The 19,456-nt window shown below is 35.6% G+C and carries 13 protein-coding genes; 7 read left to right on the top strand and 6 right to left on the bottom strand.

Annotated elements, in window-relative coordinates; translation table 11 throughout:
• Positions 1-110 precede the first annotated feature (110 nt).
• The 6 genes from gyrB (at position 111) to Q0838_RS03620 (ending at position 11,051) form a co-directional block, all read left to right on the top strand.
• Positions 111-2,048, top strand: a complete 1,938-nt coding sequence (gyrB, locus tag Q0838_RS03645) for a DNA topoisomerase (ATP-hydrolyzing) subunit B (RefSeq protein WP_298951426.1) — start codon at positions 111-113, stop codon at positions 2,046-2,048.
• A 144-nt stretch (positions 2,049-2,192) separates the two neighbouring features.
• On the top strand, positions 2,193-3,290 hold the full coding sequence (locus Q0838_RS03640; protein ID WP_298951423.1) for a DUF6588 family protein: 1,098 nt from the start codon (positions 2,193-2,195) through the stop codon (positions 3,288-3,290).
• Between the two features lie 143 nt (positions 3,291-3,433).
• Positions 3,434-4,354 carry a malate dehydrogenase gene (mdh, locus tag Q0838_RS03635; protein ID WP_298951420.1) on the top strand — a complete coding sequence of 307 codons (921 nt, stop codon included), beginning with the start codon at positions 3,434-3,436 and terminating at the stop codon, positions 4,352-4,354.
• Between the two features lie 250 nt (positions 4,355-4,604).
• Entirely contained in the window at positions 4,605-5,210 is a 606-nt protein-coding gene (locus Q0838_RS03630; protein WP_298951419.1) for a hypothetical protein, read from the top strand.
• A 180-nt stretch (positions 5,211-5,390) separates the two neighbouring features.
• Complete coding sequence (gene secDF / locus Q0838_RS03625) at positions 5,391-8,456, top strand: protein translocase subunit SecDF (protein ID WP_298951417.1); 3,066 nt, start codon at positions 5,391-5,393, stop codon at positions 8,454-8,456.
• 207 nt (positions 8,457-8,663) lie between these two features.
• The gene (locus tag Q0838_RS03620; protein WP_298951414.1) at positions 8,664-11,051 is read left to right on the top strand and encodes a gliding motility-associated C-terminal domain-containing protein; all 2,388 of its coding nucleotides are present in this window, start codon (positions 8,664-8,666) and stop codon (positions 11,049-11,051) included.
• 475 nt (positions 11,052-11,526) lie between these two features.
• On the opposite strand, the gene Q0838_RS03615 is transcribed toward Q0838_RS03620, so the two are convergent.
• The 3 genes from Q0838_RS03615 to Q0838_RS03605 all read right to left on the bottom strand — a co-directional run bounded on the left by Q0838_RS03615 (position 11,527) and on the right by Q0838_RS03605 (position 13,567).
• Entirely contained in the window at positions 11,527-12,000 is a 474-nt protein-coding gene (locus Q0838_RS03615) for a DUF192 domain-containing protein (protein ID WP_298951409.1), read from the bottom strand.
• Entirely contained in the window at positions 11,993-12,943 is a 951-nt protein-coding gene (gene lgt / locus Q0838_RS03610) for a prolipoprotein diacylglyceryl transferase (RefSeq protein WP_298951406.1), read from the bottom strand. Before lgt ends, Q0838_RS03615 begins: the two co-directional genes overlap by 8 nt.
• A gap of 69 nt (positions 12,944-13,012) precedes the next feature.
• Complete coding sequence (locus Q0838_RS03605) at positions 13,013-13,567, bottom strand: thioredoxin family protein (protein ID WP_298951405.1); 555 nt, start codon at positions 13,565-13,567, stop codon at positions 13,013-13,015.
• Between the two features lie 441 nt (positions 13,568-14,008).
• Between Q0838_RS03605 and Q0838_RS03600 the strand changes: the two genes are divergently transcribed.
• Positions 14,009-14,341 carry a tRNA-binding protein gene (locus Q0838_RS03600; protein WP_298951403.1) on the top strand — a complete coding sequence of 111 codons (333 nt, stop codon included), beginning with the start codon at positions 14,009-14,011 and terminating at the stop codon, positions 14,339-14,341.
• Positions 14,342-14,442: 101 nt separating this feature from the next.
• Here the strand turns inward: Q0838_RS03600 and Q0838_RS03595 are convergent, their stop codons facing one another.
• From Q0838_RS03595 to Q0838_RS03585, 3 genes are all read right to left on the bottom strand, one after another.
• Positions 14,443-16,992, bottom strand: coding sequence for a M14 family metallopeptidase (locus Q0838_RS03595; protein WP_298951400.1), 2,550 nt, complete (start codon positions 16,990-16,992; stop codon positions 14,443-14,445).
• A 114-nt stretch (positions 16,993-17,106) separates the two neighbouring features.
• Complete coding sequence (locus Q0838_RS03590; protein ID WP_298951398.1) at positions 17,107-17,490, bottom strand: PUR family DNA/RNA-binding protein; 384 nt, start codon at positions 17,488-17,490, stop codon at positions 17,107-17,109.
• Positions 17,491-17,610: 120 nt separating this feature from the next.
• The gene (locus Q0838_RS03585; protein ID WP_298951395.1) at positions 17,611-19,365 is read right to left on the bottom strand and encodes an ABC transporter ATP-binding protein; all 1,755 of its coding nucleotides are present in this window, start codon (positions 19,363-19,365) and stop codon (positions 17,611-17,613) included.
• Between the last annotated feature and the right edge of the window lie 91 nt (positions 19,366-19,456).

Raw genomic sequence — 19,456 nt, 5'->3', positions numbered from 1 at the left:
AATAATTTGTTAATAACTTAAGCTGCTAATTTAATGGTTAAGGCCTATAAACATTAGTGGTTTCTTATATTTGTCTATTACGCAAATAGCAGTAAAAATCATACGTATTTATGAGCGAAGAAAATAATAAAAATTACGGCGCAGATCAAATTCAGGCCTTAGAAGGAATGGAACATGTGCGCATGCGTCCATCCATGTATATAGGAGATGTAGGAGTTAGAGGTTTACATCACTTAGTTTATGAAGTGGTTGATAATTCTATAGATGAAGCGCTTGCTGGACATTGTAATAACATTACGGTACAGATAAATGAAAATAATAGCATTACTGTGACTGATGACGGTCGTGGTATTCCTGTAGGTATTCATAAAAAAGAAGGAGTGTCGGCATTACAAGTAGTAATGACTAAAATAGGTGCAGGTGGTAAATTTGATAAAGACTCTTACAAAGTATCTGGTGGATTACACGGTGTAGGTGTTAGTTGTGTTAATGCACTTTCTGATCATTTAAAAGCCACAGTTTACCGTGATGGGAAAATATGGGAGCAAGAATATGAACGTGGTAAGGCTATGTATCCTGTTAAAGCAATAGGCGATACAGATAAAAGAGGTACTGATGTTACTTTTACTCCAGACCGTTCCATATTTCAACAAACAACAGAGTATAATTATGATACTCTAGCAAATAGATTACGTGAACTATCATTCTTAAATAAAGGAATAAAAATTGTCCTTACTGATGCTAGGAGACAAGATGAAGATGGAAATAATATTACAGAGATTTTCCAGTCAGAAGAAGGTCTTAAGGAATTTATACGTTTCTTAGATGATACGCGCCTGCCTATTATAGAAGATGTGATCTCTATGGAAGGTGAGAAAAATGGTATTCCTGTAGAAGTAGCGATGATTTATAACGATAGTTATTCTGAAAACCTACATTCTTATGTAAATAACATTAATACTCATGAAGGAGGAACGCATCTAGCTGGTTTCCGTCGTGGTCTTACTTCTACATTAAAGAAGTATGCTGATGGTTCTGGGTTATTAGATAAATTAAAATTTGATATCGCAGGAGATGATTTCCGTGAAGGGCTTACGGCTATTGTTTCTGTAAAGGTTCAAGAGCCACAATTTGAAGGACAAACAAAAACTAAGTTAGGTAACAGAGAGGTGACGAGTGCTGTGTCTCAAGCGGTGTCTCAAATGTTAGAAAGTTATCTAGAGGAGCATCCTAATGATGCAAAAATAATTGTTCAAAAAGTAATACTTGCAGCTCAAGCACGTCACGCGGCGCGCAAAGCTCGTGAAATGGTGCAACGTAAAACAGTAATGAGTGGTGGTGGTTTACCTGGTAAACTTTCTGACTGTTCTGAAACTGATCCAACTTTATGCGAGGTGTTCCTTGTAGAGGGAGATTCTGCAGGTGGTACGGCAAAACAAGGTCGTGACCGTGAATTTCAGGCTATACTGCCGTTAAGAGGTAAAATTCTTAATGTAGAAAAAGCGATGCAGCATAAGGTTTTTGAAAATGAAGAAATTCGTAATATCTATACCGCTCTAGGGGTGACTATAGGGACAGAAGAAGATTCTAAAGCTTTGAACCTAGAAAAACTGCGTTACCACAAAATTGTTATTATGTGTGATGCCGATATTGATGGTTCTCACATTGCTACCTTAATTCTTACATTCTTCTTCCGTTACATGAAAGAATTAGTAGAGCTAGGGTATATTTATATAGCAACGCCGCCTTTATATCTTGTGAAAAAAGGTGCTAAAAAACGTTATGCTTGGTCAGATAAGGATCGTGATGAAATAGCAGAAAGTTTTGGTGGTGGAGCGGCTATACAACGTTATAAAGGATTAGGTGAGATGAATGCAGATCAGCTTTGGGATACTACTATGAATCCAGAGTTCAGAACATTGCGTCAGATTACAATAGATAGTCCTGCAGAGGCAGACCGTGTGTTCTCCATGTTAATGGGTGATGAGGTGCCACCTCGTAGAGAGTTCATAGAGAAAAATGCTATTTATGCAAATATTGATGCATAGATCAACTACATTATATTTAAAAAAAAGCTCCCTTTTATAGAGAGCTTTTTTTATGTTCTATTTTTAAAAGGTATTTTAGCTATCGTTCTCTATTACAGAGTTGAACTATTTATGTTTAATCAAGTATCGTAAAAATTTAAAAATATGAAGTTGAATAAAAATATAGTCTGTATAGCGTTATGCACTTTTGGTTATTTATCTCAAGCGCAAAATGGTTTCTCTGATATTCTCGCTGCAGGTGTAGAGGCTGCAAATAGATATGCAAATTCCTACACTGCGCCAGCAACTGAGGCTTTCACCTATAATTTAGCCTCTGGATGGTATGATAGTGGTAAAGTTTTAAAGCCAGGTAAATTTAAATTACAGATAAAAGCTCAGGGTACTTTTGCACCAGATGAAAAGAAATCTTTTGTATTAGATCCAGTAGAGTATGAGCGTATTATACAGGATAGTTATGATAATACAGGTAATCCTTCAGCAAATATCTCGGTAACGTTTGGTAATGGTAGTACCACACCTAGATTAGTGGCAAGTGCTCTCGGTGAAAATAATCCAGATGAGTCCTTAATAATAAGGAGTAGAGAATCAAATTCTAATTTATTATTACAAGAAAACATCATAACTCTAGCTCAAGGAATAGGTAGTACAGGACTTGATGTCGTGCCATCAGCATTTTTTCAAGTAGGAGTTGGACTAGGAGTTGGTCTAGAGGTTAAAGCTCGTTTTATACCAAAAATAGAAACAGATGAGGTTGAGACAGGTCTTTATGGAGTAGGGTTGCAATGGGAGCTGACACGATTCTTTATTAATGATGATGGTATAAATAATTTACCGGTTTCTGTTTCTGTTTTAGGTGCGTTTACAAGATTAGATGCCTCTTATGATTTTGAAGACGGTGCTGTGGTAGAAGGTCGTAATCAATTATTAGAAACTAAAACAAACGCTTATAATTTTGCAGCCATAGCAAGCACAAATTTTAAAGTTCTTAATTTTTATGGAGGTCTTAATTATGTTTCAGGAAATTCTATAACAGATTTAAAAGGTGCGTATACTTTTAGGTCTGGCACGGTTATTTTTCCTGTTTCTAGTACGGTAGAAGATCCTTTGTCATTAAAAAGTGATGTAAGTGGTGTATTAGGAACCTTAGGTGCAAAAATAACCCTAGGAGCCTTTAATATTAATGCCGATTATAGTTTTGGCGAATATGATACGGCAAGTGCATCCATATTTTTCAGGATTTAAGAGTTTATACATTAATTATCCTTTTTGGGATCTTAACGTCCATAGTTTTAAGGCTACTTTGTCTTTAATTATAGACGTTTTGTTTATTTTTGCTTAAAGCCATTTTAGGCCTTAAATTATACTATAAATTAAATCATTATAACATGAAGGTTACCGTAGTAGGAGCAGGCGCAGTAGGCGCTAGTTGTGCAGAGTATATTGCAATTAAAAATTTTGCAAGTGAAGTAGTATTACTTGATATTAAAGAAGGTTTTGCCGAAGGTAAAGCAATGGACTTGATGCAAACAGCATCATTAAACGGTTTTGATACTAAAATTACTGGAGCGACAAATGATTACTCAAAAACTGCTGGTAGCGATATCGCTGTTATCACCTCAGGAATTCCACGCAAGCCAGGAATGACTCGTGAAGAGTTAATAGGTATTAATGCAGGTATTGTAAAGTCTGTTTCAGAAAGTCTAGTAAAGCACTCTCCAGACGTGATCTTAATTGTGGTTTCTAACCCAATGGATACCATGACTTACCTAGCGCACAAAGTAACAGGATTACCTAAAAACCGTATTATCGGTATGGGTGGTGCCTTAGATAGTGCGCGTTTCAAATACCGTCTTGCCGAAGCTCTAGAAGCACCCATATCTGACGTAGATGGAATGGTTATAGGTGGTCACTCTGATAAAGGAATGGTGCCATTAACTCGTCTTGCAACACGTAATTCTGTGCCAGCAAGTGAATTCTTATCTGAAGAAAGATTAGATGAGGTACTACAAGCTACTAAAGTAGGTGGAGCAACTCTTACCGGTCTTTTAGGTACTAGTGCATGGTATGCGCCAGGTGCTGCTGTGTCTGGACTCGTACAGGCTATCGCTTGCGACCAGAAGAAAATTTTCCCATGTAGTACTTTATTAGATGGTGAGTATGGGCTTTCTGATCTTTGTATAGGTGTGCCAGTCGTATTAGGTAGAAATGGTATCGAGAAAATCGTAGAGATAAACTTAAGTGATGCTGAAAAAGCTGCTATGCAAGCAAGTGCCGAAGGTGTAAAAGCTACTAACGCACTTATCTAGAAATTAGATACATTTTATTATATAAACCGCTCCATGTGAGCGGTTTTTTTATGCTCTGTGTTTTCTAAGTAGCTTATGTGTATTTCAATTGTTTCTCTGTATTCCGCTTTCGCGAAAGCGGAACTAGTAACAATATTTTAATTCACAAATAAAAATTTGAAAATCAAGCAATTAAATAGTTCTTATCGACTCTGGACTTTAAATAAATAGGGTTAGTGCAAAAGCAGATGTAATTCTTTATATTTGGCACGTGAATGTAAAATGGTACATAGGCGCACTGATCGCTGTAATCTCTTATTTTGTTGTAGAACAACAAAGCGTAAATGTGCCTAATCAAGAGGTTCTACTTACATTTATACAAGGTGAAAATACTTCTTCTAAAGATGTAGCGATAGAAACCGTAAAGGCTCAATTATTGAGCTTAGGTGCTAGAAACGTTACTATCACTAGTCTGGAAAATGGTTCTTTAAAGGTGTCTTATTACAGTCATCTTGCTATTCAAAATGTAAAAGAACAGTTATCTAATGATCTAGATGAGTCAACAGATGTGGCAACGGCATTATATCACGTTGGAAACAAGCCTGTAAAAAGGAATACACGAGATTATCAAATAGATGTTTATGAGATTCAAGAAAATATTGTTTCTGGATTTGATAATGAGGGTAAGTGTTACTTTGAATTAAAACAAGATTATAGTAGAGCCTCGCAAGTTTTAGGTTTTTTAAATCCTGTGGTTACTATTGATAGTCGCAATCAATTAACTGCGATAGCAGTGAAAGTTAGAAGCAAGGTTTTATTTGCTTTTAATGATTCTGCCTATAAAATTCCAGAAGTAAGAGCAGGCCCTATTTCTTAGGTCTGGTCATTATCCAGTTTATTCTACATAATTAGATAATCATTTATAAATGGATGTCTAAGAAAGGTTATCATTCTTTTAATGATAAATATTTCGTTTTTAAAGGACAAATGAATTGTCCATATAAAAGGTAAATCTCATATTTGCCGACTTTTAAATTTAACCTAAAAATATAATAACATGCAAAATAAAGGATTGATCCGCTTTTTCGCGATCATTTTTGCAATAGCTAGTATTTACCAGCTTACCTACACGTTTATTACTAATAAAGTAGAAGGTGATGCTGATGTTTATTCTAGTTCTAAAGTAGATGAAAGTGCTGTAAACGCATCTTCATTAAAGAGCGAGGCTCAAAAACATTATTTAGACTCTGTAGCATCACAAGATGTATGGGGTGGATTTACAACTTATGCTGATGCAAAGAATCAAGAACTTAAGAAAGGACTTGACCTTAAAGGTGGTATTAATGTAATTCTTCAAGTATCTGTACGTGATCTATTAACAGGAATGGCAGACGATTCTACCGACCCTAACTTCAATAGAGCGCTAGATGCAGCAGACGAAAGAATTAAAGACGGTCAGGATGATTACTTGAACTATTTCATTGAAGAATTTAATAATATAGATGGAGCACAACTTGCGTCTCCAGATATTTTTGCAAATCAGGAAATGCAAACTCGTGGAATCGAATTTGACATGAGTAATTCTGATGTAGAACCTATTCTTAGAGAAGAGCTTAAGGACTACATGACTAGTGCTTTTGATGTATTAAGAAAGCGTATCGATAAATTCGGTACTACACAACCTAACTTACAACAATTAGGTACTTCTGGTCGTATTCTTATAGAATTACCTGGTGAGACTGATGTAAAGCGTATAAAGGATATCCTTACTAAAGCGGCACAATTAGAGTTTTGGCATGTGTATAAGCAAAATGAAATTGCTTCTTATTTAAACGAAGCAAATACCTACTGGGCAGCAAAGCTTGCAGCTAGCGCGGCTTCTCAAAAAGAAGATGTTGCAACAGATGATCTTGCTGCACAAACTGAAGTAGCTACAGATTCTACTGAGGCTGGTCTAGGAGATTTATTAAATCAAGAAAGTGAAGAAGATGCTTCTACAGATGGACCTTCTAGTGCAGACTTTGATAAGAGTCCTATCTTCAGTAGAATGTTTCAATCTCCTAATGGAGCACTTGCAGCTTTTAAAGCAGAAGATAAAGACTTAATAGATAGTTATATCAATGACCCACAGGCTAGAGGTAAATTAACTGCAGCGCAGCGTAACGTAAAATTTGCATGGGGACTTCCTGTTCTTAATGAAGGTTTAGGTTATGAGATCGTAGACTTGTATGCGTTAAAAGGTAACTCTCAGAATGAGGCGCCACTTTCGGGAGGTGTGATCACTGACGCTAGTCAGCAGTACGGTAATTCTGGACTACCTGTAGTTAGTATGTCTATGAATGGAGAAGGTGCTAAGATCTGGGAAGATATGACTGGTAAAGCTTATCAAAACCAATCTCAAGTATCTGTAGTTTTAGATAACACAGTGTACAGTGCGCCTAATGTAACTAACGGCGCTATTTCTGGTGGGCAGACTCAAATTTCTGGTAATTTCTCTATAGACGAAGCAAAAGATCTTGCAACTGTACTTAGAGCCGGTAAATTACCTGCAAAAGCAGAAATTATTCAAAGTGACGTGATCGGACCATCATTAGGTCAGGAGGCTATTGATAGTGGACTTTGGTCATTTGGTATCGCTCTTTTATTAGTGTTAGTATGGATGTTCTTCTATTATGGTCGTGCAGGTTTATATGCAGATATCGCTCTTTTAGTAAACATACTTTTCATATTTGGTGCTCTTGCATCTCTTAAAGCGGTTCTTACTTTACCTGGTATTGCCGGTATTGTATTAACTATAGGTATATCGGTAGATGCTAACGTACTTATCTTTGAAAGAATACGTGAAGAACTTGCAAAAGGTAAATCACAAGCAGACAGTATTAAAGATGGTTTTAACAATGCATTAAGTTCTATTCTAGATGCAAACGTGACTACATTTTTAACGGCTGTTATTCTTTATGTATTTGGAACAGGACCTATTCAAGGTTTTGCAACTACATTAATGATAGGTATTCTTACTTCGTTATTTACAGCAATTTTCATTACCAGATTATTTGTTGATGGTTATGTAAATAATGGGAAAACTATAGGGTTCTCTACAGCGATTACAAAGAACTGGTTTAGAAATGTAAATATTGATTTCTTGAGTAAGAGAAAGATGGCTTATATTATTTCTGGTGTTTTAGTTGTAGGAAGTTTAATCTCTCTAGCAACTAATAAGTTGAATATGGGTATAGACTTTACTGGTGGACGTACTGTAATTGTAGGTTTTGCTCAAGATGTTAATGCAACAGAAATCACAAAACAACTAAGTGCCGAAGATATCTTCGGTAGTGCTGAGGCAAAAACGTATGGTTCTGGAAATCAATTAAAAATTAGTACTAAATATGGTATTGATAGAGATGATAGTGAAGTAAGTCAGGAAATAGAAGATAAATTATATCAAGTTCTTAAGCCTTATTTACCAGGTGATATGTCACAAGCTCAGTTTGCTGATGTAAGTAATGAAAACAAGAAGCACGGTATTAGATCTTCTTTCCAGGTAGGTGCATCTATTGCAGATGATATTCTTACAGGTTCACTTTATGCGATTTTAGGATCTCTTATCGTGGTATTTATTTATATCTTAATACGTTTCCGTAAGTGGCAATTCTCATTAGGTGCAGTAGCCGCTGTATTCCATGATGTTATTATTGTATTAGGTGCGTTCTCTGTATTATACAAAGTGTTGCCATTTAATATGGAAATAGATCAGGCGTTTATAGCAGCGATCTTAACCGTTATTGGTTACTCGCTGAATGATACCGTGGTTGTATTTGATAGAATACGTGAATTTATTAACGAGCGTACTAATTGGGAATTTCCTAGAACTGTAAATGGAGCTATTAGTAGTACAATCTCTCGTACGTTGAACACTTCACTAACTACCTTAATTGTATTGCTAGCTATCTTTATATTCGGTGGTGAGTCTATACAAGGTTTCATGCTGGCATTAATTATCGGTGTAATAGTAGGTACCTACTCATCTGTGTTCATAGCGACGCCAGTGATGTTTGATACAATGAATAAAACAAATGGGAAATTGACTCCTAAGGAGCCAAAACCAGAAAAAGAAGAGATATAATCTATTCTTTTAATATTTATTTTAAACCGCTTGATGATATCAAGCGGTTTTTTTTATGTATTATAGCGATCATAGTTGTCTTTCATCTATTTCTGTAAATTTATTTGATAAACAGTTTATAGAAATTATAATTTCTTAATAATGAGTTAACAAATTTGATTATTTTGCAGATAGTTTAACTATATCCAAAACGCAATACTATTATTTATGAAAAACTTTATTCTTAGTTGTATAGGCATACTATTTTTTACAGCCCTCTCAACTGCACAAGACTTCCCTATGACCAATGGCGATTTTGTCTCGTGTTCAGGTAGCTTTACAGACTCAGGTGGTATCACAGGTGATTATTCAGTTAATGAAGATTTTACTATTACTTTCTGTTCTCCATTTGCAACAGATGCTATGCGAGTAACCTTTAATTCGTTTGATACGCAGTTCGGTGATATCCTTCTTGCTTATGATGGAGATAGTAATACTGCTCCTTTTTTAGGTGTTTTTCAAGGAACTAACTCTCCAGGGGTACTTGAAGCGAGTGCTGCAAACACTTCAGGGTGTTTGACATTTACCTTTATTTCTAATTCATCAGGCACATCTACTGGCTGGCAAGCTGCTGTAGAATGTATTGACATGTGTCAAACTATTATTACAGACATAGTTTCTGTACCTGCTATCGATGAAGATGGTATCCTTAGATTATGTCAGGGAGAAGTAGTAGACTTTACTGGTTCAGCTGAATTTTCAAATGATTCTACTGGGGCAACTTATAAATTTAGACTTCCTGATGGTACAGAGACTGATGGTACTACTTTACAACAGACTTTTAACGACCCAGGTGTTTATAGAATAGACTTCGTCGCTACCGCACCAGACGGTTGTAGAGATAGATCTTTAGAAGATATTGTTATACAAGTATCTACTACACCAGATTTTACAGGAACACAAGCCTCAGATACTTCTATCTGTTTTGGAGAATCTGCAAACATTACTGGAATGGTTGTAGCAACTGAATTTGCATCACAAGTTGCGCCTCCAGTTTCAGGTGTTACGTTTTTAGAAGATATTGAAAACAATGAAATTAGATCGTATGAGACTTGTATAGATGTAAGTGGGTTTGCACCTGCAGCTACACTTGATGATGTGACAGACTTATTAGGCTTCTATATTGATATAGAACACAGTTATTTAGGAGATTTAGACATTACATTAACAGCTCCTAACGGTGCTGTATTAGATGTTAAAACTGATGGTGGTACAAGTACATTTTTAGGTGTACCTATTAACGATGAGTCAGATTTATCTCCTGGAGAAGGGTTTGTTTATAATTTTACTGAAGCACCTAGTGCTACACAAACTCTTTCACAGGCTTCTTTATTTTTAACCACACTGCCCGAGGGAGATTACCTTGCCGAAGATCCTTTCTCTTTATTTCTTGGAACATCTCTTAATGGTTTGTGGTGCCTTAACATCACAGATAGTCTGCCTTTGGACAATGGTTATATCTTTGAATGGGGTATTAATTTTAACCCATTAATTGTTCCTGAAGCAGAAACATATATCCCTGGTGAGGTGTCTCAAGTATGGGGCGGAAATGAAGATATTACTGCAGTAAATGACAACGTTATTACGGTAACACCTACTTTCGCTGGACAAAATTGTTATGATTATATCTTTACAGATAGCTTCGGTTGTAGTTATACAGAAACTGTGTGTATAGATGTGGCTCCAGAAATAGCCGCTTTACAACCTAATGATATTATTGTATGTCAAAATACTGGTGCTGCTACTGTAGATTTAACCGCTAGATATACACAAGCTCTTAGTGGAATAGAAGACCCAACTTTATTCTCAATAGACGTTTATCCAACACGACTAGATGCCGATGCTGCTACAAACGCTATCCCATCTCCTGATGCTTATAATGTCAGCGCAAGTGAGACTGTATTTATAAGGGTGCAAGATCTTACTTTAGGCTGTCATGTGGTTGTAGAATTAAATGTCGTTTATTCATTTGCTCAATTTAATGCTGTAGAAGATATGGAATCTTGTGACGATGTAGATGGTGCTATTAATGGTTTAGAGCTTTTTGACCTTACAACACAAGACGCTACTATTTTAGGAACAGCAGCAGCAGCAGAGTTTGATATAGATTACTTCCTTTCTCAATCTGATGCTGAGACTAATTCAAACAGTATTACGACTCCAGATTCTTATCAATCTGCTGGAGAAGTTATTTATGTTAGAGTTTCTAATGCACAAGACCCATCTTGTTTTGCAACTGGCTCGTTTAAGTTGACAGTTATTACTTGTGGTCTAGAAGTTCCAGAAGGATTCTCTCCTAATAATGATACGGTCAACGATAAATTTAGTATTACTGGACTAGATCAGTTCCCTAATTTTGAAATGAAGGTATTCAATAGATTAGGTTCTTTAGTGTATCAGACTAGAGCTAACAACTACGTAGAGTTTGCAGGTATTCCTAATACAGGAGTAGCTGCTGGTGACGGATTACTTCCAGTAGGGACTTATTTCTATGTAATTAAGTTTAATGATCCAGACACTGAGGATATTGCAAGCTGGATGTATATCAATTATTAAATAGGTAGGCTAGTATCGCTTTTGTGAAAACGGAACAACTACTAAAACTCTTAAATACAAATGCCTCTCTGTAATGGAGAGGCATTTTTTATTCTAATAGCTTCATCAGTGTTTTTGTATTGACTTTTAAAGACATTTTAATTCATCTATTAAACTCCTACGGCTAGTTTAAAAGGCCGCTAGTGTTTGATTCTAACCAGTACCCAGCATGAGTAAGAAAGATACAAAAGCGTCTATTTGATCGTCACGTATTTGTTTAATATAACATTTGTAGTCTGTAGAGAGCTAAGAACAAGGCGCTCACAACACGATCTTGCGATATGCTTCATTTGTTGAGAAGTTGTTTTTTAAGTAAGCACTCTTCATTCATGTTTCTCTTTTGCGAAAGCAAAACCCTTAACAACATCAAGCTCAAAAAAAATACCTCTAAAATTAAGAGGCATTTTTTTAAATGATAATGATTAGTTGAATGAATTTACTGCCACTTGAAAAGGTCACCTTCTTTAAGTTTCCATTTTTCTACCATTCCTGCTTTTACCTGGAGTACGTACTGAGCATCACCTTTACTTTTTAATAAGGTCTCGTCTTTAGGTACCGCATCAGTATAATAACTGTCTATGTGATTATCTGTAGTTATGTAGATAATATCTAGAGGTACATCTGTATTTTTCATGTAGAAGAATCGAGGTCTGGAATCGTTAAAAACAAAAAGCATCCCTTGGTCTTCAGTAAGCTGTTCTCTATACATCATACCTAGTTGTATGGTGTAATCTGTATCGGCTAGCTCTAGTTTTAATTCCTTGAGAGTGTCGTTTTCTTTATTAATAAGCACTCCTCCTGCCTCGTCCTTAAAAGACCAGTCGCGTGCTTTTATTGCAGTCTCTTGATCAGGTTTACAGCTGTACAATAGACAGCTTAAGATGGTTGTACTTAAAAATAGTTTACGCATCACTTTTCTTTTCAAATATACCAGCAGGTCGCAACATAAAAAATAGACCCAGTAAAATAAAAGGAATACTTAAAAGCTGACCTGTATTAAAGTGCATGCCTATAAGTTCAAAAGCGTCGGTATCTGTTTGTGGTTCTTTTACCAATTCAATAAGAAGTCTTACTGTAAATAATAGAACAAAGAATAGTCCTAATAGATAGCCTGGTTTATTGCGCTTATCTGTTTTCCAGTAGACAAGATAAAGAATTATAAAAACGCCTACATAACAAATTGCTTCATATAATTGTGCAGGATGTTTATACGGTATTGATTCTAATAAATCTGCATATTGAGGCTTGTTTACCAGGGCATCAATAGCTTTGTCGGTATCTAATATTTTAGTTTGCTGCAGTGCGGCTCTTACATTATCATCACTGGTGTCGCGCACAAATTTAAAACCTGCAAAAAAGTTGCCACTATGTTTTCCATTTATCTCGCTATTCATAAGATTTCCTAAACGCACAAAAGTTCCTCCTATAGCCGACGGTACCACTATACGGTCCAGAATCCATAATATATTTTTCTTTAAATGCTTGCGGCTGTAAAGGAACATAGCGATAATAACACCTATCGCTGCTCCATGACTTGCCATACCTGCAAAACCGGTCCATTTAAATGGATCTGTTTCAAAAGGTAAGAATACTCTTAAAGGGTCTGAAAAAAAAGTAGATGGTTCATAAAATAGATAGTGACCTAATCGTGCACCGATTAAACAACCTATTACGGTATACATAAATAGCGGATCTAGTTTTTCTACACTCACACCATCTCTTTTAAAGATAGGTTTAATAATGTACCATCCTAATATAAATGCGATAACATAAGAAAGACTATAAAAATGCAATTTTAAAAAGACTAAATCAAGCCCTTCTAAGGGATTCCAGATCACTTTAAGTGAGAACATAAACAATAATTTTTTTAAGTTGCTAAATTACTCTTTATCGTTTAAAATAGCGACTACTTCATCTTTCAATTATTTCCACTTGATATTACAGCCTATGCTCGGTTTTTGTGGTTCTGGAACTTTTCTATTTCCTAAAAGCGCATCCATAGATTCACGTAAAGACCTACCAGTAAGCGGTATTCCGTTACCAGGTCTAGAGTCGTCTAACTGGCCTCGATAGACTAATTTTAAATGGTCGTTAAACAAATAAAAATCTGGTGTACATGCCGCGTTATATGCTCTCGCTACTTCTTGCGTTTCATCATATAAATAAGGAAATGGGTAGTCGTTCTCATCAGCATGCTGGCTCATGCGATCTGGCCCATCTTGTGGATAGTTAAGGACATCATTACTAGAAATAGCTATAAAGTTAAAACCTGTAGATCTATAATCATTTGCTATTCTTACCAGCTCTTCATTTACATGAATTACAAATGGACAGTGATTACATATAAACATAACTACCGTACCTCTAGTACCTTTTTGTTCTTGTAAATTGAGCAGTGCACCACTCACGGTGTCTAGTAGAGTAAAGTCTGGTGCCGTTGTTCCTAACGGTAACATGGTAGATGGGGTTAAGGACATGATAGTTTTTATTTATAAGTAGTAAAAGTATGATTTTTGTTACGCTTTCGCGAAAGCGAGACCTATTTCTATCCTTTTTATTCTACTAAATTTATTTTAAACCTTTTTTTAACGGTATTGTTTCCCTTAATCTAAAAACAATAAGAATGAAAAGCAGATTCCACACACCTTCAGAAGCGATAGAAAATTTGCAAAAGACGGTTTTACAGTAAATTTAGATCTTATGGATTACGGAGTGCATTCTAAGGATTAAAAAAAAATGGAAAGCAGGAGAGACAGAAGTAGTAAAGTTTTATAGATTTGAGGGAATGAGTAGTAAAGGAGAGCGCGCCATTCTCTATGTTCTAGGGTGTAAAACAGGTGAGAAAGGACTGATGGTAATGCTTATGGAGCACAATCATATACCTTTCCAGAAATGATAGAAAAATTAAAAATGAATTGATGGAGATCTCTTGGGGTGATTTTGAAAAAGTAGACATGCGTGTAGGAACGGTGCTAACGGTGAGTGATTTTCCAGAGGCGCGTAATCCTGCTTATCAATTGCAAATTGATTTTGGAGATTTAGGTATTAAAAAGACCAGTGCGCAAATCACTAAGCGATATGTTAAAAACGATCTAGTAGGTAAGCAAGTTATAGCGGTTGTTAATTTTCCTAAAAAGCAAATAGCTAATTTTATGAGTGAGTGCCTCGTTCTAGGTGTAGTAGGAGGTGATAAGGACGTTGTACTGTTACAGCCTAGTGCTCATGCAAATAATGGTGATCGAGTAGGGTAATACTGTTTAATTAGAGAATGAAATTCAACTAGTGATTTTACAAAAAAAAATGCTTCTGTTTTTTTGAGAAGCATTTTTTTTAACAAGTTATAATCTTAATTTTACATCTCTGCGGCAAAGAAGATAGCATTCATTAATAATTTATTAGTTCCGTACCAGAATGCTCTAAACTGAGTATTATCTGTAAAACCTATGACGTCACCACGGCCATAATTATTGTGCTGAAAAGGTACCGTGCTCTTTAAAGCTTCTAAATTTATATCAGAAATATAGCCACTCATTAAAGGGCTGTCTGTGTACCTGATAGGGTTGCGGTAACTGTCTTTGTGTGGTTCTATAAAAAGAGTGGTGTTTCTAAACATAGGCAACTGGTCGTCTTTAAAGCCAAATGCAATAGGATGCGATCGATCCAGCTTGGTTTCAAATATAGCGCCGCCTATGCGTTGTGCGCCGCTGTGATCGCGACGTTGCTCAAAGGTGATATTCTTTGCAGGGTTTTTAGTTTTTTTGAATTTAAGAGGTAATAATTTAGAACTGCTCATCCATCTTAATGCGCTGCGATATCCTATTAAAGTACCACCATTGCGAGTCCATGTTTTTAATTGGTCGATTACCTCATTTTCTGGACTGCCATAAGTCGCAGGAACTATAATGGTGTTGTAACGACTCAAGTCCTTACGGTTCATATCTGCTAGGTTTATTTTTGTAATAGGTATATCATATTTCTGGTCCATTAAATACCAGATCTCTCCTGCGTCCGACGGATTTATTCCTTCACCTACAAGTACTGCAATTTTAGGTAATTTAATATTCCTGAACTGACGTGAACCTAAATCGATTCCTTCTGTGAGGCCAGTGGTTATATTATGAAAAGCAATCCCTGTATTAGATTGTATTTCATTAAATAAAGAAGCCATTTCTGTAGATGTTATCGATTGACCTTCTGCAGGTATCATGATGGTTCCATAATCGTACGCAGTATTATTTATATTAAAAGGTTTCATGGCTACCTTAGCTCTTATACCTTTAGAAAGTAAACTGTTTAACGCTTTAGGAGTATAATATTCATTTGCTGGAATTAAATAAGCGTAATCTGAAACAGGAATAGCCTTTTGTTCTATCGTTACTTTATTACCTATTTTAGAACTTATGGCTTTAGGGTCATAATATGGCAATTCATTCTCAGCATCATTTAAATTAGCATCTTCATCATAATCCATATCAAAGGCTAGTGGAAAAGTCCATGCACTGATGTCATAAAATAAACTGTCTTTAAAAGTGGTACGCTTTTCAAACATAGCGTTGATTAATCGAGAGTTTTTTTGATTCTTAGGTACGATATAAGCATGTCCTTTTTTGTAGGTTTTACCATTTTTAGAAACATCGTTTTTAAGAGAGCGTACTTCTATCTTGTGTCTCAATAAAATTTCAGCAAGTGCATCTGTTCTTCCAGCATCTGTATGATCTCCAAAGATGATAGCGCCACCGCTAACTTCTTTTCTCGCATCTTTATAAAACTGATTTTGATAATCGAGTATTTCTTTACGTTTATTAGTTACTGCTTTTAAGGTGCTCAAAGCTGCTGTGAATTGGTTTCTTATCGTAAAAGGAAAAGTAAGAATTCCATTGTCAGAATTCTGTGCATGACCTCTAGAGCTAGCTTGCTCAAAAAGAATACCTATAGAACCATTAATATCTGGAAAAGTAGACCCTTTACCGTAGTAGAAATCGTCATAATCTTCTTCTGTGTAATAAAGCGAGCCTATTTTATCAAAACCTTGAGCCAGGTAATTTCCTATTTCACGAGTCAGTTTTTGATTCATCGCAGGAGTTAATGGGTGTGTTCTGGACGGTATTCCAGGCTGAAAAAAGAAAGTGGAGTTAGTTCCCATTTCATGATGATCTGTTAAAATATTAGGCAGCCATTTATGGAATGTTTCTATGCGGGCTTGCGATTCTGGTAATTGAACTGGTAGCCAGTCGCGATTCATATCAAACCAGTAGTGATTTGTACGTCCACCAGGCCATGTTTCATTGTATTCTCTGTCGTAGGTGTCTGGGTTTACATTTTTACTTTTATTTTGATTAACCCAACTGGCAAATCGTTGCAATCCATCTGGATTTAAACTAGGGTCTAGAAGTATAACGGTATTTTTTAAAAGCGCTTCCATTTCTGGTCCTTGTGCGGCAGCTAGATGGTAGGCTAGAAGTAGAGCGGCGTTAGAACCACTAGGCTCGTTTCCATGAATAGAAAACCCTTGATAAACTACTATGGGTGCGTTTGTGTTGTCTACAGCATCTTTGTCTGTTGCAGCAACATGGTCTTTTCTTATTTGTTCTATGTTTTTTTGATTTTCAACACTGGTTACTGTTAGTAAGTATAAAGGTCGGTCTTCATAGGTTTTACCACGATTTTCAATAGTAAATCGATCTGATTTATCTGCCAGTACCATCATGTATTGAGCTAGTTGATCATGAGATACATGCCATTTACCTGGTACATAACCTATGATTTCTTGCGGTGTGGGAATGTCTGGATTATAGGAAACTTTTTGTGGTAAGTAATAATCTAGTGTAGGGTCTACAATAGTTTGTGCTGGTAACGCTTTCGCGAAAGCGAGAACCAACAATAGCAATATCGTTTGTTTCATGGTAGAATTTTAATCGTGAGGTATTCGTACTTTGTGCATCTAAGAATACTTGGGATATAAAAATAAAAAAAGCCTCTCGTATAGAAAGGCTTTGTGATAATTTTAAGGATTTACTTATATGTCATCAAAACTGATGTCGGTAAAACTTTCTGTAGGGTTAGTAGCAGCTGTCTCTGTTGCGATAGGTGCTGGTTCTTCTCTTTTGTAATCAGATTGATGACGGTCAGATATAACCTCGCCACCTTTTTTATCTATAATAAAGTCAGTGATCTCTTTGAGTGTATCCCCAAATTCTTGAAAATCTTCTTTATACAAATAAATTTTATGTTTCTTAAAGTGAAAACTACCGTCGTCATTAGTGAATTTTTTACTTTCAGTAATAGTTAAGTAATAATCGTCTGCCTTAGTGGCTCTTACATCAAAGAAATAGGTACGTCTTCCTGCTCGTACTACTTTTGAAAATATCTCTTCTTGCTCTTGGTAATCTCGATCGCTCATGTTCTTTAAGTAGTGTTATATATTACCAAAAATAGAAAAAAATGTCCAATAGAAAAGATATTCGATAATTAATATTTTAAGCAGCTGCTATATAGTTAATTGTAGCTAGTGTTTTTTGTGTTATTCATCTTCTTGGAGCATTTGATTTGCATAAAGATCTGCATAATAACCTTGACTTGCTATAAGGGATTCATGATTACCTTGCTCTATAATACTACCATCTTCTAGTACGATTATTTGATCTGCATTTTTTGCACTACTTACACGGTGACTTACGATTACCGTAGTGGTGTCCTTAGTTACTTTTTTGAGGTTATTCAGAATTTTTTCTTCGGTTTCTGTATCTACAGCACTTAAACAGTCGTCAAATAATAAAATTTGTGGTTTTTTAATAATAGCTCTAGCGATAGAAACACGTTGTTTTTGCCCTCCACTTAAGGTAATCCCTCGCTCTCCTAGTACGGTTTCATAACCTTTTGTAAAGTTAGTTATATTCTTGTGTACTACAGCGTTTTTTGCAGCAGCTTCTATCTCTTGCTGACTAGCATCTTTTTTACCGAATGCGATATTCTTACCTATAGAATCAGAAAATAAGAAAGCATCTTGTGGTACGTAACCTATGGAGTTTCTTAAATCATTTAGATTAAGTTGATCTATTTTAATACCGTCTACGGTTAGAGAGCCTTTATCTATATCATATAATCTACCTATTAATTCTAGGATAGTAGATTTACCGCTACCTGTTTTCCCTAAAATAGCTAGTGTTTTTCCAGAGGCTATCTCAAAGGATACATTCTTTAAAGCATGTATGTTTGTATCTTCATAGGTAAAGTTTACGTTCTTAAACGAGATATTACCTTTAATAGGTGTAGGTGCTTCATTAAGATTTTTAATAGCTGGGTCTATGTCTAAGAACTCGTTGATTCTTTTTTGAGAAGCCTCAGCCTGCTGTATCATGTTAGTCACCCAGCCTACGATGGCAACTGGCCAGGTAAGCATGTTTACGTAGATTAAAAATTCTGGTATGGTACCTACATCTATAATTCCTTCTATTACTTGTTTGCCACCTATATATATGACCATAATATTACTGAGCCCTATTAGTAATACCATTAATGGAAAGAATAAAGCTTGTATGCGTGCTAGATCTATGTTTTTATCTTTACTGTCGTTAGCTACTAGTGTAAATTGCTCATTCATTTGTGGTGCAAGATTATAGGCTTTTATAACAGATATACCACTAAATGCTTCTTGAGAAATGGTGTTTAAATTTGATAAATATTCTTGTACTAGGGTCGCACGTTTATTGATCTCTCTACTTATTACGTAAATTGCTACAGATAATATGGGTAAAGGTATAATGGTGTATATAGCTAGAGTAGGAGCAGTATCTATCATAGCAGGTATAACAACAGCAAATAAGGTAATCATATTTATACTGTACATGATGGCAGGGCCCATGTACATGCGTACTTTAGAGACATCTTCACTAATACGATTCATTAAATCTCCAGTACGATTTTGCTTATAAAATCCTAGAGATAGTCGCTGGTATTGTTGATAGACTATATTTTTAAGATCGTATTCTAAGTGTCTAGAAACCACTATTATTAATTGCCTCATGATAAAGGTAAGTACCGCAGCAAGAAGAGTAGATCCTAAAATAATTAAGATGTATACAACGAGATCATTTTTTAAGGCTGTTTTATCTGTAATGAGTCCTTTGTCATAATCATTGAGCAGGTTTATAATTTTACCTACATATTTAGGTAAATAAAGAGATAAGTAACGAGATATGATGGTGACTATAACACCGCCTATAAATTGCCATTTGTACTTAGCAAACAGTACATTTAGTTTTTTAAGTTCTTTCATTTTTTTTTACAAATTCCCTTTGGGAAATTATTTTTTAAACTGTCGGTAAATTAAGCATGGTAAATTGCCTAATCCCTAAAATCAAGTTATT

The organism is uncultured Nonlabens sp., assembly GCF_947495285.1.
Taxonomy (GTDB): domain Bacteria; phylum Bacteroidota; class Bacteroidia; order Flavobacteriales; family Flavobacteriaceae; genus Nonlabens.
The sequence above is the reverse complement of the archived record's forward strand: the minus strand, read 5'-3'. Positions and strand labels throughout refer to the sequence as shown.

Coding starts and splice junctions, on each gene's coding strand:
- gyrB (WP_298951426.1), top strand. CDS start 111: ATGAGCGAAGAAAATAATAAAAATTACGGCGCAGATCAAATTCAGGCC.
- Q0838_RS03640 (WP_298951423.1), top strand. CDS start 2,193: ATGAAGTTGAATAAAAATATAGTCTGTATAGCGTTATGCACTTTTGGT.
- mdh (WP_298951420.1), top strand. CDS start 3,434: ATGAAGGTTACCGTAGTAGGAGCAGGCGCAGTAGGCGCTAGTTGTGCA.
- secDF (WP_298951417.1), top strand. CDS start 5,391: ATGCAAAATAAAGGATTGATCCGCTTTTTCGCGATCATTTTTGCAATA.
- Q0838_RS03620 (WP_298951414.1), top strand. CDS start 8,664: ATGAAAAACTTTATTCTTAGTTGTATAGGCATACTATTTTTTACAGCC.
- Q0838_RS03615 (WP_298951409.1), bottom strand. CDS start 12,000: ATGCGTAAACTATTTTTAAGTACAACCATCTTAAGCTGTCTATTGTAC.
- lgt (WP_298951406.1), bottom strand. CDS start 12,943: ATGTTCTCACTTAAAGTGATCTGGAATCCCTTAGAAGGGCTTGATTTA.
- Q0838_RS03605 (WP_298951405.1), bottom strand. CDS start 13,567: ATGTCCTTAACCCCATCTACCATGTTACCGTTAGGAACAACGGCACCA.
- Q0838_RS03600 (WP_298951403.1), top strand. CDS start 14,009: ATGGAGATCTCTTGGGGTGATTTTGAAAAAGTAGACATGCGTGTAGGA.
- Q0838_RS03595 (WP_298951400.1), bottom strand. CDS start 16,992: ATGAAACAAACGATATTGCTATTGTTGGTTCTCGCTTTCGCGAAAGCG.
- Q0838_RS03590 (WP_298951398.1), bottom strand. CDS start 17,490: ATGAGCGATCGAGATTACCAAGAGCAAGAAGAGATATTTTCAAAAGTA.
- Q0838_RS03585 (WP_298951395.1), bottom strand. CDS start 19,365: ATGAAAGAACTTAAAAAACTAAATGTACTGTTTGCTAAGTACAAATGG.